The sequence below is a fragment of the uncultured Flavobacterium sp. genome (assembly GCF_963975515.1).
In the GTDB taxonomy this organism is placed as follows: Bacteria; Bacteroidota; Bacteroidia; order Flavobacteriales; family Flavobacteriaceae; genus Flavobacterium.
In genome coordinates, this window is sequence record NZ_CAXBGY010000012.1 from 77,706 (window position 1) to 93,469 (window position 15,764).

The window sequence follows — 15,764 nt, forward strand, 5'->3', positions numbered from 1 at the left end:
TAACATAACATGAGTACAAATCCTCAAGAACAAGAAATAGATTTAGGTCAATTGACAAAAAAAATTGGCAGTTTTTTTCAAAGTTTAGTTGATTCTATTTTTGATTTTATATTATTTTTAAAAAGAAACATTATCATACTAGGAATTCTATTTATACTTGGAATAGTATTAGGATATATATCAGATAAAAAAACAAATGAGTACGACCATGAAGTAGTAGTTATACCTAATTTTGGTAGCGTTGACTATTTGTATTCAAAGATAAAACTGATCAATTCAAAAAGAAAAGAAGGAGATACACTTTTTTTAAAATCTATTGGTATTAAAGAGCCTGGAAAACTAGGTCCAATAGAAGTAGAACCTATAATGGATGTATATAAATTCATTCAAGACAAAGAGTCAAATTTTGATTTAATTAGATTAATGGCAGAAGACGGTGATATAGATAAAATTATTGAAAATGAAACCACTGCAAAAAATTATCCATATCATTTAATTAAAATTAAAACTAAAAATGCTTCAAAAAGAGAAGATTTTTTAGACCCAATTTTAAATTATTTTGAAAACTCTGATTACTTTTCAAAAATCCGATCAGAAGTGGCTAGTAACCTTAAAATTGAAATACTCTCAAATGAGCAAACATTAGTTCAAATTAATGATATTTTAAATGATATTCCAAAACAATCAGGAAAATCAACTTCTGTATATATAAGTGAAAACAATCAACTTAATGAAGTTATAAAATCAAAAGAGCAACTTGTTAATAAGCAATCCTCAAACCGAATAGCCTTATTAAACTTTGAAAAAACAATAAAAGAAATATCAGTAACACTAAACATCAAAGACATTAAAGGTACTAATGGTAAATTAAAATTTGTTTACCCTTTACTATTTGTTTTTTTATTTTTAGTTATAGCTGCTTTTAGAAATTTTTATAAAAAGCAATTAGCAAAAAGAAATTTAGCATAAAACTCTAATACTAAAACAATGAAAGGAATAATATTAGCAGGTGGCTCAGGAACAAGATTACACCCATTAACATTAGCTGTGAGTAAGCAATTGATGCCTATTTATGATAAGCCAATGATTTATTATCCATTGTCAACTTTAATGTGGGCTGGAATTAATGAAATTTTAATTATTTCTACACCACACGATTTACCTTTATTTCAACAATTGTTAGGTGATGGAAAAAGATTAGGTTGTCGTTTTGAATATGCTGTACAAGAAAACCCAAACGGATTAGCAGAAGCTTTTATTATTGGAAAAGAATTTATTGGTGATGATAAAGTAGCATTAATTTTAGGAGATAATATTTTCTACGGAACAGGTTTAGCGGAATTACTTCAAGCAAATAACGATCCAGATGGAGGAATTATTTATGCTTATCACGTTCACGATCCAGAACGATATGGAGTAGTTGATTTTGATAAAGACGGAAATGTGCTTTCTATTGAAGAAAAACCAGAACAACCAAAATCTAATTATGCAGTTCCAGGAATTTACTTTTATGACAACTCTGTTGTTGAGGTTGCAGCTAATATAAAACCAAGTCATAGAGGAGAATTAGAAATTACAGATGTAAATAAAGAATATCTAAAAAGAGGAAACTTAAAAGTAAGTATATTAGATAGAGGAACAGCTTGGTTAGATACAGGAACATTTCAATCTTTAATGCAAGCCGGACAATTTGTACAAGTTATTGAAGAAAGACAAGGTTTAAAAATTGGAGCCATTGAAGAAGCTGCTTTTAAAATGGGATTCATTGATGCTAATCAATTAAAAGAATTAGCACAACCTTTATTAAAAAGTGGTTATGGTACACATTTAATGAGCTTATTAGAAAAATAAAAAAATAAGAACAATGCAATTTAATTTTTGATGTTGTTCTTGAAATTTAAATTGAACATGAATTTTATTGAGACAAAATTAGAAGGTTGCTTTATTATTGAGCCAAAAATAATCAAAGACGAAAGAGGTTATTTTATGGAAAGTTTTAATGAAAACACTTTTCAAAAAGGAATTGGAAAAGACATCCATTTTGTTCAAGACAATCAATCTTATTCAACTCAAGGAGTTTTAAGAGGACTTCATTATCAAACAGGAGAACATGCTCAAGCTAAATTAGTTCGTGTTTTACAAGGAGAAGTTTTAGACGTTGCTGTTGATATTCGACCAGATTCAAAAACATTCGGTCAATTTGAATCTATTTTACTTTCTGGAGAAAATCAAAAGCAATTTTTTGTTCCAAGAGGTTTTGCTCATGGTTTTTTGGTTCTAAGTGAAACGGCAACTTTTTTCTATAAATGTGATAATTTTTACAACAAAGAAAGTGAAGGAGGAATAATTTTTAATGATTCTTCTTTAAATATAGATTGGCAATTTCCAATTGAGAAATGCATTATTTCTGAAAAAGATCAAATTTTACCAGAATTAATAAAGGCTAAAAAAGTATGGTAGTTTTAGTAACAGGAGCAAATGGACAATTAGGACAATCTCTTCAATTTATTGAAAAGAACTATCCTAATATTGAATTTGTTTTTTGTAATTCAGAAAAATTAGACATTACAAATTATGACAATGTAAATGCTGTTTTTAATGAATTTATTCCGGATTATTGTATAAATGCAGCAGCTTACACAGCAGTTGATAAAGCTGAATCAGAACCAGAAAAAGCCTATTCAATTAACGTTCTTGGTCCACAAAATTTAGCAAAAATTTGTAAAATAAACAACACTGTTTTATTACATGTTTCCACAGATTTTATCTTTGATGGAAGTAAAACAACTCCTTATACTGAATTAGATATTCCTAATCCAACTGGAGTTTATGGACAAACCAAATTAGATGGAGAATTAGCCATTCAAGATATTTGGGAAAAACATTTTATAGTTAGAACTTCTTGGGTTTATTCGCAATTTGCCAATAATTTTATGAAAACTATGTTGCGTTTAGCATCAGAAAGAGATAGTTTATCTGTTGTTGATGATCAGATTGGAACACCAACAAACGCTGTTGATTTAGCCGAAGTTTTAGTAACAATAATAACGGAACACTCAAAACGCAACACTGAAAAATTTGGAGTTTACAACTTCAGCAATGAAGGGCAATGTTCTTGGTTTGATTTTGCAAAAAAAATATTTGAAGTAAATAACATCAACATAGATTTACATTCAATTCCTACTTCAAGTTATCCAACACCTGCAAAAAGACCTGCTTATAGTGTTTTAGATAAAAGTAAGATTAAGAATGTTTTTGGTGTTAAAATTGACAGTTGGGAAACGAGTTTAAGTAAAATCTAATCAACCTTTTTTGCAATACAAAAAGTACTAACGCCAAAAGGAAAATTGATTCGTTTTAATAATTTATTTTCAAAAACAATTAATTGAAGTAAAAGATTGTTTATAAATGAATTTCCAACAGAAATATCACTTACTCCAGATTTTTTTTGATTCGTTAAAACAGAAATTTTTCTAAAAACATAAACTGGAACAAACAAGAAAAAATTCCAATAACTAGCTTTGATTATCTCTAAATTTTCATTTACTATTTTCGTTTTTAATTCGTTTTTTGTGTAACGTCTAAAATGCATATTTACTTCATCATGATAACTCCATAAACTCATAAAAGCCGGAACAAAAACATACATTTTTCCGTTAGTTTTCAATAAGTTTTTCCAATTTTTTAATGCTTTTTCATCATTTTCCAAATGTTCTAAACAATCTGAAGCTATAATAACATCAAACTTTTCGGTTAAAATAATATTTTGGGCATCCATAACAAAAGTGTTTTTCAATCCATTTTTCTTACTATTTAATATAGCTTTTTCACTAATGTCTATACCAAATAAGTTATTAGAATTAAAACCAATTTTTTCTAAATCCATTAGGAAAACTCCAGATGAACAACCAATATCTAAGATTTTGGAATCTTTAGGAGCAGTTTTAAGCAAATCAATTAGATATTTTCTTCGCGATTTGAACCACCAATGTTTTGTTTCTACATCATGATATTTTTTTTCAAAATTTTCTTCCATGATGCTTAATCTATTTTTTTATCTATAAAATATCTAGGTCTTTGTTTTACTTCAGCATATATTTTACCGATATATTCACCAATAATTCCAAAACAAAATAACTGCACACCTCCTAAAAAATACATTGGCAAAACAGTAGATAGCCAACCGGGTACATAATTACCTGTATATAGTCCAAAAAGTGCATAAGCAGACATTATTAAGCATAAACAAAAGATCGCAAAACCAATAATTGTTACCAATCGTAAAGGATAATTACTAAAAGAAGTAATTCCGTTCCAAGCAAAAGAAATCATTTTTAAAATAGAATATTTTGATTTTCCGGCCAAACGTTCCAAACGATTATAATAGACCGTTTTTTGATTAAAACCTATTGTTGGGATAATGCCTCGTATAAACAAATTAATCTCTCCATATTCAGCTAAAGCATTTAGAACACGCTTGCTACAAAGTCTAAAATCTGCGTGGTTATAAACAATGTTTACTCTCATTTTTTTCATTAACTTATAAAAAAGTAAAGCCGTATTTCTTTTAAAAAAAGAATCGTTTTTTCTTTCTTTTCTAACACCATAAACAACATCTGTTCCTTGAGAAAACTTAATTATCATTTCTTCAATAACATTAATATCATCTTGTAAATCTGCATCAATTGAAATTAACGCATCAGCGTCCTCTTTATAAGTAAGAAGTCCTGCAAGTAAAGCATTTTGATGCCCCACATTTTTAGCCAACTTTAAACCTTTAATCTGACTGTGTTTTTTAGCATTTTCTTCAATAATTTTCCAAGTAGAATCGTTGCTTCCATCATCTATAAATACAATGAAACTTTTTTCGGAAATGCAATTTTTTAAAATTAATTCTTCAATAACTGAGTTTAATCGTAAAGAAGTTTCATTTAAAACTAACGCTTCATTGTAACAAGGAGAAATAATTCCTATTTGTGGTTTATTCATAATTTGTTATAAAGATTTTTTAGCACTGAACTAAAGTACAAATTTAATTTTAAAAGTAGATTAAATAATTTTCAGCGTTAAAATAAACTATTGTAAATTTTTTCGTTTGGAAAAGATTTCTTCTTTATTAAATAGCAAATCTTGTTTACTGTTTAAAAAAGAATAAAAAAGCAAACTAAAATAAAACAAACCAAATTGTCTATAAAAAAAGTCTTCTATTAAACAGACTAGTAAAACATTTAAAACAACCACATACAATAGAAAAGAATTAATTTTTAAAGTAAATCGGATGATAGTAATGATGTAATATAGAAAAAATAAGAGTCCAAAAATCCCACTAGAAATTAACATATACATAAAGTAATTGTGTGTTAAGTACTTTTTGTCTTTATAAAACTCTGAATCATAATTTGATTTAAAACAGTCTAAAATTACATTTTTGGCATTAGTAAAACCAACACCAGTTATAAAGTTATCTTCAGCAATTTGTTTGCTACAATTAAAAATAGCCATTCTAATATTTGTCGAATCATACGACATTCCTTCTGGGGGATTATTATAACTATTTACAATTTCTACAAATCTATTTTTTACACCTGGAACATACTTAATCATTCCAACCGAGCCAATAAACAATAGTATTATTGCGAGAGCTTTATATCTTTTAGCGATTTTAAACTTAAAGATTATTATAAACACCAACATTAAAACTAAAAAAACCATGTTCAGCTTTGCTAGTAGTACAATAGAAGTTATCATGAAAGTTAAAACAAATATGATTTCACTCCATTTCTTTTCAGTTATGATTTTTAAGGCTGAAAAACCAGTTGTAAAGATTAATATTGAAGTAAAATAGGTAGGATGAATTCTAAAAAAAGGAATTTCATGATAAATAAAATCTCTAAATTTTGGAATTTCATATTTATATTGAAAAAGGTGCTCATAATCATAAAAATAAAAAAACGCCAAAAAGTAACTAATTGAAATTATAAATACTACATATTTTAAAATTTCGAAATAAAAATTTAGTTTTTCTTTTGAAAAATAAGCTTTTGGAATATTAAAAAAAACTAATGGAAATAACAGAAAATATAAGCTGTTTTTTACAGGTTTTAAGTCTTGATAATTAGAATACCAAAATAAACAAGTAACACAAACAATCCAAAAAGGAATTGTAAACAACATCATTTTTTTAGTTAGAACAAATTTTTTGATCTTAAACGAATAAAATAGGGTATTTATAAATAGTAAAATAAAGAATACAGTGGCAATATTTTCTTTAAAAAAAGGAAAAATAAACAATAGTGGAATTAGATATTTGAAATTTTTTTCGGCACTAAAAATCATGTTTATAGCTTTTTTTAATTGGTTTAAAAAGAATAATTTAGGTAGATAACGGAAACAAAGATAGAATAAAAAATAATTTTGTAAATTATATTTACGTATCAAAAAATAATTTACATTTGCAAAAAATAATATCGTAAATAAATGAAAAAAAGCATTTTATTGTTAATTGGTGTTTTAACACTAGTTTCATGTGGAAAAGATAAAAAAGAAAACCAAGAATTGACAGAACCAAAAGAGTCTTTAAAAACTACTTTAATTCTTGATGCAATTTATATAAAAGATGATAGTTTAGCTGTTTTCTGTAAAGTAGATAACTATTTCCTTTACGACAAACCAATTACTGTAAAAGTAAAAGGTTCTGATGTAATTCAAAGAATTAGTATTGAAATTCCAGAAAACACACCAGTAGAAAGTTTTTCTATAGTTGCAAGCACAAACAAAGATCAAAGCACTTTGGTTATGAAAGGTATTTCAGTAGAGCAAAATAACAAAATGGTTTTTGACGGTAGTGATTATAAATATCTAGGTTATTTTTTAGCTGATGAGTCTTTTGTATGGGATGAAGCTAAACAAAGATGTGATATATCACACTCAAACAAATATCCTCCAGGAATTGTAGGAAGTGAAAAAATAGAACAGATATTGATTAAATAGTATTACAAAAAAGAAGTTTTTATAAAAACTTCTTTTTTGTTTATATAAATATTTTAAAATGAATAATTGTAAAATTTGTAATAGCAAAATTGAAAAAATATTTACGACAAAAATTTTATACAAATATGATGTCGATTATTTTAGATGTATAAATTGTAAATTTGTTCAAACAGAACAACCTTATTGGTTAGAAGAATCATATGCTAACCCTATGAATCTTACTGACACAGGAATAATGTTAAGAAACATTAGATCTTCAAAAATTGTAACAAGTATTATATTGCTTTTTTTTAAGAAAGAATACAATTTTATAGATTATGCTGGTGGTTATGGTGTTTTTACTCGATTAATGAGAGATATAGGGTTTAATTTTCATTGGAATGATCCTTATACAAAAAACCTTCTTTCGAGAGGCTTTGAACAAGAAGAGAACATCAAATACGATGTAGTTACAAGTTTTGAAAGTTTTGAACATTTTGAAGAACCTTTAAAAGAAATTGAAAAAATATTTTCAATTTCTAAAAATGTAATTTTTTCAACAGAATTAATTCCAGATAATTTACCTAATCCCGAAACATGGTGGTACTATGGAAGAGAACACGGTCAACATATTGCATTATATTCAAGAAAAAGCATGGAGTATATTGCTGATAAATATGATGTTAATTATTATAATTTAAATAATCTTCACTTTTTTACAACAACAAAGCTAAATATCTTTAGTACATTGTTTCTTCGCTTTAAATATGCAAAACATATTTTGTATATTATGTCATTTCCATTACAGCTCGTTTTAAAATCGAAAACGATGTCTGATATGGAAAGCTTGAAAAAACAATATTAAGGTTTTATAGATGAAATTAATTTTAGATAATATAATATATTCACACGTAAAGCAAGGAGGAGTTTCTAATTATTGGTTCGAGCTTACTAAATATTTGCTTAAAAGTAATCATGATGTTACTTTTTATGAAGGCACTAATTCAATTTCAAACTTCCATAGAAAGCTTTTAAAAATTCCTAATGAGAAAATAATTAAGGAAACTAAAAATTATAGATCATCTATTTTAGAAAGAATGGCTAAAGTAAATATTAATGAAAAAGAACCATTTTTATTTCATTCTAGTTACTATAGAAGTTTATCAGATACTACTTTTGGAAAAGAAGTTACAACTGTACACGATTTTACTCATAATTTTCATTCTTCTTTTTTAAAAAAACAAACTCATAATTTTTTAAAATATAAGAGTATTAAAAAAGCATCAGGAATAATTTGTATTTCAGATAATACTTATAAAGATTTATTAAAATTTTGTCCACCGAAGAAAAATCAAAAAGTTACAATAATCCATAATGGAGTAAGCGATGATTTTTTTATTTTAAATAAAGAGAATATAAATCAATTACCACTTTCAATAGAAAAGAATGGTTATATCTTATTTGTTGGAGGAAGACAGAACTATAAAAATTTTGATTTTATAATTAATATTTTAAAAGAAACACCTTATAAATTAGTTGTTGTTGGAGAAGCTTTAAATAAAGAAGAAAAATTAAAAATTGGTAATGCTATAGATAACGTTGATGTATTAACAAACATCGACAATATTACTTTGAATATTTTATACAATAATGCTTTGGCATTAATATATCCTTCAAACTATGAGGGTTTTGGAATTCCTGTAATCGAAGCCATGAAGGCAGGTTGTCCAGTTATTGCATTAAATAGTTCATCTATACCCGAAGTTTCTGGCTCAGCGGGTTTATTATTAAATGAATTAAACATTGTAAAGGCTAAAGAATATTTAGCAATTTTAAGCAAAAACACCGAAAGAGATATAGTTATAGAAAAAGGACTTATCCAATCTAAAAAATTTAGTTGGAAAAAATGTTGTAAAGAAACCGAAGAATTCTACAAAGAAATTTATTGAGTTAATTTTTTAGCAAAAAAATCTTTATATGAAAAGTAGAAAATCCATATAAAGAAGAAAAGCTCTGGAGGAAAATAAGTTCCATCTCGAAAGAGTTTTAATAAAAAATAAATTGCTATTCCTTGCGCAAAATATAATTCTTTATGATTATAAGATTTTGTAAGATAAATTAAACCAAGAATAATACCTATAAACCCAATCAACCCAAATTCAGAACAAATTCTTGTAAATAGAGAGTTTGCATCGAATGAGTTGTCTGTTTGTTTTTTTTGAGAAACCAAATAAGGTGGTGGTCGCATTTCTTTTAGATAATGTTGAGTATGCATATAATGATGACTACCTATTCCACTTCCTAAAGGATGATCAATTATGTTTTTTTTAGCAATATAAACATTGCTGATAAGCACATAAGTACTTAAGTTAGTATATTCATCAAACTTACCAGTATTTGCAACATTTAATGATGAGTAGGTTTCTTCAACTCTCATTTTAAAAAACTCAAAGTTATTATAAACATAGATAAAAGTGATTACTAAAAGTGGTGTAATTGCTAAAAAATACTTTACTCTTTTTAAGGTTAAATTAGGCAACAAAAAAAGTAAACCGCAACCAACGTAGCCTAATGAGGAAGAAGAAAGGATAAGGGTTCCAAAAACAACTAAAAAAGAAAGATATTTTTTTTCTTTAAAAAAATAATAGCAAGCCGGTAATACTACGATAACATAATGTGCAGGTTCTTTAAATATACTATACAATCTTGTGTCTCCAACTTGACCGAAATTAATTCCTAAAAAAAACATTGGATAACCTATTAAAGCAATCCAAAACGCCATTTTGCAATACACATTAATAATTTCTATTGGTTTGTATAATTTAACAAAATTGTAATAATAAGTACCAACAACAGCAATCCCAAGTATTTGAGAAAGCATAAAGTTATAAGGAATTTTTATTACTGTGTAAGTTATAACACCATGAATAAAGAAAAACGCAAGTAAAGCAACAAAGTAGATATTGAACGTTATTTTTTTATATTTAAGCAGTAGTATAAAATTCGCAAAAATTATTAAATACAATAACTTCCAATCAATAATAAAATTAAAGAAAAAAGCTTCTGTAAATATGGCAAATACAGAAGAATACAATAAGTATTTATTTAAGTTTATTTTCATTTACTTAGTTTGTAAAACCAAATGTAAGTATTATTAGGTGATAGATTTATATATTTTTTTCCTTTAAACAAAAGATATTCTTCATTTTCATTGGTTATAATTGAATCTATATTTTGGTCATTTTGCTTAATTTTCGAAGTAACATTATTAACATTTATAGCTATTAATTCTATTTTTTCATAATAATACGAATTAAAAATAGGGTATTCCCAATCACCCAAATGTAAGCCAATTTTTTTAGAATTTGTATCATATAACAAATTGTTTATAAGCAGATATTCTTCATATAAATAAGGTTGATTAGAAAAATATTTTTTAAAACGATCATCAGAAATCGATATGGATTTTGTGTATTTTCTGTTTTGAACAATAGGTCTTAAATTATTATATATATAATAAAAACTAAATGAATAAATCATAACAGGGACTAATAAATAAATAATTTTTTTAAAATAATTTGACATCTGTAATGCAATTCCTAGATGCAATGAGCCAATAATAAAAAGTGGAATATGTAACCTGGTATGCCAAGGTTGCCATTTAAAAATACTAATAAATAAAACAATTTGCAAAACCAGAATACATGGCAAAACGATGTAGATTTTATTAATTTTTTTATTTTTTAAAAAATAATGATAAATAATAACTCCAAATGAGAGTATAACAATTAAAAAAGCTAAAGTATTTGGAACATAATCTTCATGAGTAGTTAACTCTAAAGGAGCAGAATATTTTCCACCTAAATAGTTTAATTTTTTATCATCTATATCAACATTTATTTCTTTGTGTAAATCTCTAATTATAGAATCAGACTTTTTATTTATTGGATATCCTAAATGTAATCCTATGTTTTTAAGTGAATTTGAAGTAAAGTTTTTTAAATTCATTTCTTCATTCATAAAAGAAGAAGCTTCAAAATCATCAATATTTAAAACAGAGTGATTTATTTTATAATTTCTATAATAATGAGAAATGTTTATTAAAAGAACTACTGAAATAAGTAAAAAACCAAACTTTATTATTTTAAAATTTTTTGTTTCAATTAACTGTTTTAGCATAAAAAAGCTAAAAACTATTAATACAGGTAATAAATAAACATATGAAGTTCCTTTCGAAAGAATAGCTATTCCAATTGATAAGCCTAGAATTAAAAAGTTTTTTAAAGTTATATTCCTATAACAATTATAGCAGTATAATAAACTTGTTAGTATAAAAAAAGCAACAACAATATCATTTTTTGTAGTACTTGCTTGCAATAAAACTGATGGTATTGTTAGAGCAAATAAGATTGAAATTAACTTATTAGTTAAGTTAATTTTTAGTTTAGTTAAAATTTCATAGATGACTACTAATATGTTTACTAAAAAAAATAATTCAACACTATTAGATAGATAATCATTTCCGTTTAAAACATTTATGTTAAGAATAAAATATTCAGCGAAAGGAGGTTGATATAAATGTCTTAATATATGTGTTTGAAAATGACCTACAGATTCATTTGACAACCAATACATTATTCTAGACATGTGATAAGTTAATGAATCCCAGTTGTTTGTTGGATATATAATTCCTTGAAAAAGAATTGCTAAAACACCTGTAATTATTATAGCTATTAATACTTTATCTATAATAGAAATCTTTTTATTTAGGTTTAAAATTTTTCCTTTAATAGTTAGAAAGACTTTCTTTTTTATTAAAAGATAGCTTAAAATTATAAAAAAGAGCAACCAAAAGGAAAATATACTTATAAAGTTTAACGAATTAAAAAGACTCAAAACCTCAACAAGCAAAACAATAACTGTTGAAAACAGTAATGTAGATTTAATTATAAAATCAGCAAAAGAACTATTTAAATCTAATTTATAGATATATAAAAAAACAAAAAAATAACAGAGATATAGTAACATTATTAATTTTTTTTAAAAGTTTTTAAACTCTAAATTAAAAATATCTTTTTATTAATAGTAAATGTAAACTACAAAAAGAATTAAAAAAACATAAAAGACATTAGTTGGAAAATATTGATCAAAAACTTAATATTTTTTTTAAAACAAAACTCTATAAAAAAGCATCAAAAAAAGAATATATATTATTCTTTAACAGCAAAACAAATTACAGACAAACCAATTTTTCTAAAAGTAAGCACATCAGCTAATTTGAATATAGGAACCAATTTATTAAACAAACCCATTTGTCCTTCTGGAATTGATTTTTTCTTTAAAACTGAACCAGTAACAAACCAACCTAATATACCTATCAAATTAAAAGAAAATGTTTTTTTTATGGTTAATTGATTTTCTATAATTATTTTTTTTAAGCTTTTTTGAGTGTATCTTCTATAATGTTCAAGTTCAACATCAAATTGATTAAATAAACTTTGATAAGCAGGTACTAGAATAATAAGGTGACCTCCTTTTTTTAATAATTTTTTACAGTTTGCAATTGCTTGTACATCATCTTTAATATGCTCTACTACATTTAGTGCAAACACGGTGTCGAACGTACCAAGTAAAGAACTATATTTTTTATCAAAATTCTCATCTACCAAGTCTATTTTTATAACATCATTTGGAAATTTTTTTTTTGCAATTTCAATGTAATTATCTCTCAAATCACTTAGAACAATGTCTTGTTTATCCTTAACAAAGTACTCAGAAATATTTCCAATTCCACTTCCAATTTCTAATATTTTTCCTTTGCAATGTGGTTTAATGGTTTCATACATCCAATTATTGAATTTGTTTGCTTTTTCAATAACGTTTAATATTTCTAAACCCTCTAAATCAATTTCTTTTGTTTCCATTTATTTTATTTTAAAAAGGCCATATTTTAAGATGCAATAAATAGCTCTAAACCCATCTTTCCAACCAATTTTTTTTCCTTCTTCATAAGTTCTACCATAGTATGAAATACCAACTTCATAGATTCTTATTTTAGGCACTCTAGATATCTTGGCTGTAATTTCGGGTTCAAAACCAAAGCGATTTTCTTTAAGTGGTAAAGATTGAATAACTTTAGTATTAAATAACTTGTAGCAAGTTTCCATATCTGATAGGTTTAAATTCGTAAACATATTAGATAAAAAAGTTAAAAACTTATTCCCAATTGTATGCCAAAAAAAAGAAATTCTATGAGGGTTTCCACCTATAAAACGACTTCCATAGACAACATCAGCAAAACCTTCTAAAATAGGCTTTAAAAGTAAATTGTATTCTTGAGGATCATATTCTAAATCAGCATCTTGTATGATTAAATAATCACCAGTCGCTTTTTGAATACCTGTATGTAATGCAGCACCTTTTCCCTTATTAACCTCATGTTTAAAATATTGAATGTTAATTGTAGGGTTACTATTTATGTAATTTTTTATAGCCTCTTCTGTATTATCTGTAGAGAAATCATTAACTATTATTAGTTCTTTCTCAATGTTGTTTAACAAGCTTACCTGTTGTAATTTGTCTAAAATAAAATGAATAGTAGGTCCTTCATTATATGCAGGAATTATTATAGATAGTTTTTGAAAAGTATTTATCATTATTTTAATTTATTTAAAAAAGACACCGTCTACTTCTAATAATTTGCCTGTGTTTTTGTCGTAATGACCACTTTCAATTGTGGTTAATTTAAAATCCATGTATTTAAGAAAATTACTCATTTCTTCAAACGTTAAACTTCCTTCATAAGAAGGAATAAGAGCCATTTCTATTTGAATTCCAGCTATTTTGATAAGAGAATCTTTTGCACCATCAAGAACCATTTTTTCATAACCTTGTGTGTCAATTTTAAGATAAATATTTTTATCTTTTAAATTAAGTTGTGAAAATAACGTATCTAATTTGTTAATAGTAATTGTTTCAGTAGTAACAAAAGTAGCTTCTGGAGCACTATTAGTTAACTGTGGTAAATCTTTTAATATTGAACTGCTTACAGAATTTTTAGATATATTTATAGTCGATTCTCCATCACGTTCCCCTAAAGAGATATTGTGAACTTCCCATGAGTTATCTTTTGAAGAAGCTTTTTTTAACTTAGCAAATGCTTCTGAAGTAGGCTCAAAAGAAATAATGCGACCATTGTAACCAATATTTCTCAATTCCGAACCATATTGACCAATGTTGGCACCTACATCAATAACCACATCAATATTGTAATCTTTTAGAAGTTTAATTCTTCTGTCTAGTTCGGGTGTTGGATACTTACTAATTTCAATTCCTGTAAAAGAATTAAAAAAGCGCTTAAATTTTAAAAGTACAGCTTTGTTTTTATATATAAATTTATTCATTTATGGCAATAGAATTTACAATTTTGTAGCACTTATATGGAATAAAAATGACCCAAAGTACCATTATAACTAATGAGGACAAAACAACACTGTTTATATCGAAGCCCAAATCTACAAAAAAATATGACAATGGAATTTTTATTATTACACTTATTAATATAAATAAAATGTAAAGATTCAATTTACCAATACCATTTAAAAAGAAAGTATAAAAAGTAACATAAATTCTAATTAAAGTTACTAAAGAAATTAATAATATAAAATGACTTGGATATTCAATTTTTTCTTTAAGCCAAATAGATAGAATAAAAGGAATTAATAATGCTAAAACAGTTACAGCTATAACAATTGCACCATAAAAAAGATTAAATTTTTTAAATGCTACTAATAAAGCGTTTTTATTTTTTTCAATATAGTGCTTTGCAAACATGGACCATAATGGTGAAAGACCCGCAAATAATATTAAAAAAGGAAACTGGAATAACTTGTTAACTACTTCATATACTGTAACTTTTGATGTGCCAAATACATTAGAAATAATATAATTATCTGAGGTGAATATAAAAATTATACCCAATTCTATTAACATGTATTTCGAACCTAATTTCAATAAATTAGTTACAAATAAAGCAGGAGTTTTTGTTTTTGTCTTTAAATTTAACTGTTCTCTTTTAAAAAAAGTATAAGTATAAACGATATTTATTATCAATGCGAATATTCCATTTGTCATTGTAATTAATATTAATTTTTCTTCTACACTTGCATTACTAAACGTATTTACTAAAATTAATAATAATATAAAAAAACCAAATTGATTTAATGCGATGGATTGTTCAGCATATTTACCTTTTAAAAATGCTACATTTAATGATTTTTGAATATTAATAATGAAATTTAAACAGAAGAAAGAAACATTTAATATAAACAATTTGTTTATAAATGACCTAGTATGATTTTCAATATTTAATAAGGCTTTTAAATCTACTAAATAACTAAATATTAAGAAACAAACAAATATTAAGAAACCAATATATGTAGAAAATTTATATGTCGTTTTTATATAGCTTTTTAATAAGTCAAGTTTGTTTTCATGTAATAATACAGGGATTTTAGTTTTTAATGAGCTTTGAATCCCAAAATCCATTAATAAAACCCATTGAAAAATCGTAAAAATAAGTACCCATAAGCCGTATTCTTCAACACCTAAAAAATCAATTAAAATCCGAATGGATAAAAACAAAGACAAGCCAGAAGCTGCTTTATATAATCCACTCATGATTAAGTGATTTTCTAAAATTTTTTTCATTCAATTTTTTTAGAAGCCAAAAATACAATTAAATTCAACATTTAAGCGAAATAACATTTAAAGTACTTTAAAAATTAAGTATTATT

16 protein-coding genes are annotated in these 15,764 nt (G+C 25.5%); 7 read left to right on the forward strand and 9 right to left on the reverse strand.

Annotated elements, in window-relative coordinates:
- The first annotated feature begins 9 nt into the window (after window positions 1-9).
- Genes AAC008_RS12525 through rfbD form a run of 4 tightly spaced genes read left to right on the forward strand, consistent with a single transcriptional unit; the run spans window position 10 to window position 3,302 of the window.
- Complete coding sequence (locus AAC008_RS12525) at window positions 10-969, forward strand: hypothetical protein (protein WP_339889625.1); 960 nt, start codon at window positions 10-12, stop codon at window positions 967-969.
- 18 nt (window positions 970-987) lie between these two features.
- Window positions 988-1,851 (forward strand): glucose-1-phosphate thymidylyltransferase RfbA, encoded by an 864-nt coding sequence (gene rfbA, locus AAC008_RS12530; protein WP_339889626.1) that lies wholly within the window; start codon window positions 988-990, stop codon window positions 1,849-1,851.
- Window positions 1,852-1,908: 57 nt separating this feature from the next.
- A complete protein-coding gene (gene rfbC, locus AAC008_RS12535) occupies window positions 1,909-2,460 on the forward strand; it encodes a dTDP-4-dehydrorhamnose 3,5-epimerase (RefSeq protein ID WP_339889628.1) in 552 nt (183 codons plus the stop codon).
- On the forward strand, window positions 2,454-3,302 hold the full coding sequence (gene rfbD, locus AAC008_RS12540; RefSeq protein WP_339889630.1) for a dTDP-4-dehydrorhamnose reductase: 849 nt from the start codon (window positions 2,454-2,456) through the stop codon (window positions 3,300-3,302). The genes rfbC and rfbD overlap by 7 nt, the downstream gene beginning before the upstream one ends.
- On the opposite strand, the gene AAC008_RS12545 is transcribed toward rfbD, so the two are convergent.
- From AAC008_RS12545 to AAC008_RS12555, 3 genes are all read right to left on the reverse strand, one after another.
- Window positions 3,299-4,036: a class I SAM-dependent methyltransferase gene (locus AAC008_RS12545; RefSeq protein ID WP_339889632.1), complete on the reverse strand. Its 738-nt coding sequence runs from the start codon at window positions 4,034-4,036 to the stop codon at window positions 3,299-3,301. The genes rfbD and AAC008_RS12545 overlap by 4 nt on opposite strands.
- Window positions 4,037-4,041: 5 nt before the next feature.
- Window positions 4,042-4,989, reverse strand: a complete 948-nt coding sequence (locus tag AAC008_RS12550) for a glycosyltransferase family 2 protein (protein ID WP_339889633.1) — start codon at window positions 4,987-4,989, stop codon at window positions 4,042-4,044.
- Between the two features lie 87 nt (window positions 4,990-5,076).
- Window positions 5,077-6,177, reverse strand: a complete 1,101-nt coding sequence (locus tag AAC008_RS12555; protein WP_339889634.1) for an O-antigen ligase family protein — start codon at window positions 6,175-6,177, stop codon at window positions 5,077-5,079.
- Window positions 6,178-6,477: 300 nt separating this feature from the next.
- On the opposite strand from AAC008_RS12555, the gene AAC008_RS12560 reads away from it, so the two are divergent.
- From AAC008_RS12560 to AAC008_RS12570, 3 genes are read left to right on the forward strand one after another with little or no spacing between them, the layout of a single operon-like run.
- Complete coding sequence (locus AAC008_RS12560) at window positions 6,478-6,990, forward strand: hypothetical protein (RefSeq protein ID WP_339889636.1); 513 nt, start codon at window positions 6,478-6,480, stop codon at window positions 6,988-6,990.
- A 58-nt stretch (window positions 6,991-7,048) separates the two neighbouring features.
- Window positions 7,049-7,834, forward strand: coding sequence for a class I SAM-dependent methyltransferase (locus tag AAC008_RS12565; RefSeq protein ID WP_339889637.1), 786 nt, complete (start codon window positions 7,049-7,051; stop codon window positions 7,832-7,834).
- Window positions 7,835-7,844: 10 nt separating this feature from the next.
- The gene (locus tag AAC008_RS12570; protein ID WP_339889638.1) at window positions 7,845-8,918 is read left to right on the forward strand and encodes a glycosyltransferase family 1 protein; all 1,074 of its coding nucleotides are present in this window, start codon (window positions 7,845-7,847) and stop codon (window positions 8,916-8,918) included.
- Here AAC008_RS12570 and AAC008_RS12575 read toward each other — a convergent pair.
- The 6 genes from AAC008_RS12575 to AAC008_RS12600 all read right to left on the reverse strand — a co-directional run bounded on the left by AAC008_RS12575 (window position 8,912) and on the right by AAC008_RS12600 (window position 15,678).
- Entirely contained in the window at window positions 8,912-10,090 is a 1,179-nt protein-coding gene (locus tag AAC008_RS12575; RefSeq protein WP_339889640.1) for an O-antigen ligase family protein, read from the reverse strand. The genes AAC008_RS12570 and AAC008_RS12575 overlap by 7 nt on opposite strands.
- Window positions 10,087-11,997 (reverse strand): glycosyltransferase family 39 protein, encoded by a 1,911-nt coding sequence (locus tag AAC008_RS12580; protein WP_339889641.1) that lies wholly within the window; start codon window positions 11,995-11,997, stop codon window positions 10,087-10,089. Before AAC008_RS12580 ends, AAC008_RS12575 begins: the two co-directional genes overlap by 4 nt.
- Window positions 11,998-12,179: 182 nt before the next feature.
- Window positions 12,180-12,893, reverse strand: coding sequence for a class I SAM-dependent methyltransferase (locus AAC008_RS12585; protein ID WP_339889643.1), 714 nt, complete (start codon window positions 12,891-12,893; stop codon window positions 12,180-12,182).
- Complete coding sequence (locus AAC008_RS12590; RefSeq protein ID WP_339889644.1) at window positions 12,894-13,625, reverse strand: glycosyltransferase family 2 protein; 732 nt, start codon at window positions 13,623-13,625, stop codon at window positions 12,894-12,896.
- A gap of 9 nt (window positions 13,626-13,634) precedes the next feature.
- On the reverse strand, window positions 13,635-14,372 hold the full coding sequence (locus AAC008_RS12595; RefSeq protein ID WP_339889645.1) for an FkbM family methyltransferase: 738 nt from the start codon (window positions 14,370-14,372) through the stop codon (window positions 13,635-13,637).
- The gene (locus tag AAC008_RS12600) at window positions 14,365-15,678 is read right to left on the reverse strand and encodes an oligosaccharide flippase family protein (protein ID WP_339889646.1); all 1,314 of its coding nucleotides are present in this window, start codon (window positions 15,676-15,678) and stop codon (window positions 14,365-14,367) included. Before AAC008_RS12600 ends, AAC008_RS12595 begins: the two co-directional genes overlap by 8 nt.
- Between the last annotated feature and the right edge of the window lie 86 nt (window positions 15,679-15,764).

Coding starts and splice junctions, on each gene's coding strand:
- AAC008_RS12555 (WP_339889634.1), bottom strand. CDS start 6,177: ATGATGTTGTTTACAATTCCTTTTTGGATTGTTTGTGTTACTTGTTTA.
- AAC008_RS12580 (WP_339889641.1), bottom strand. CDS start 11,997: ATGTTACTATATCTCTGTTATTTTTTTGTTTTTTTATATATCTATAAA.
- AAC008_RS12590 (WP_339889644.1), bottom strand. CDS start 13,625: ATGATAAATACTTTTCAAAAACTATCTATAATAATTCCTGCATATAAT.
- AAC008_RS12595 (WP_339889645.1), bottom strand. CDS start 14,372: ATGAATAAATTTATATATAAAAACAAAGCTGTACTTTTAAAATTTAAG.
- AAC008_RS12570 (WP_339889638.1), top strand. CDS start 7,845: ATGAAATTAATTTTAGATAATATAATATATTCACACGTAAAGCAAGGA.
- AAC008_RS12545 (WP_339889632.1), bottom strand. CDS start 4,036: ATGGAAGAAAATTTTGAAAAAAAATATCATGATGTAGAAACAAAACAT.
- rfbA (WP_339889626.1), top strand. CDS start 988: ATGAAAGGAATAATATTAGCAGGTGGCTCAGGAACAAGATTACACCCA.
- AAC008_RS12550 (WP_339889633.1), bottom strand. CDS start 4,989: ATGAATAAACCACAAATAGGAATTATTTCTCCTTGTTACAATGAAGCG.
- AAC008_RS12565 (WP_339889637.1), top strand. CDS start 7,049: ATGAATAATTGTAAAATTTGTAATAGCAAAATTGAAAAAATATTTACG.
- AAC008_RS12575 (WP_339889640.1), bottom strand. CDS start 10,090: ATGAAAATAAACTTAAATAAATACTTATTGTATTCTTCTGTATTTGCC.
- rfbC (WP_339889628.1), top strand. CDS start 1,909: ATGAATTTTATTGAGACAAAATTAGAAGGTTGCTTTATTATTGAGCCA.
- AAC008_RS12600 (WP_339889646.1), bottom strand. CDS start 15,678: ATGAAAAAAATTTTAGAAAATCACTTAATCATGAGTGGATTATATAAA.
- AAC008_RS12560 (WP_339889636.1), top strand. CDS start 6,478: ATGAAAAAAAGCATTTTATTGTTAATTGGTGTTTTAACACTAGTTTCA.
- AAC008_RS12525 (WP_339889625.1), top strand. CDS start 10: ATGAGTACAAATCCTCAAGAACAAGAAATAGATTTAGGTCAATTGACA.
- AAC008_RS12585 (WP_339889643.1), bottom strand. CDS start 12,893: ATGGAAACAAAAGAAATTGATTTAGAGGGTTTAGAAATATTAAACGTT.
- rfbD (WP_339889630.1), top strand. CDS start 2,454: ATGGTAGTTTTAGTAACAGGAGCAAATGGACAATTAGGACAATCTCTT.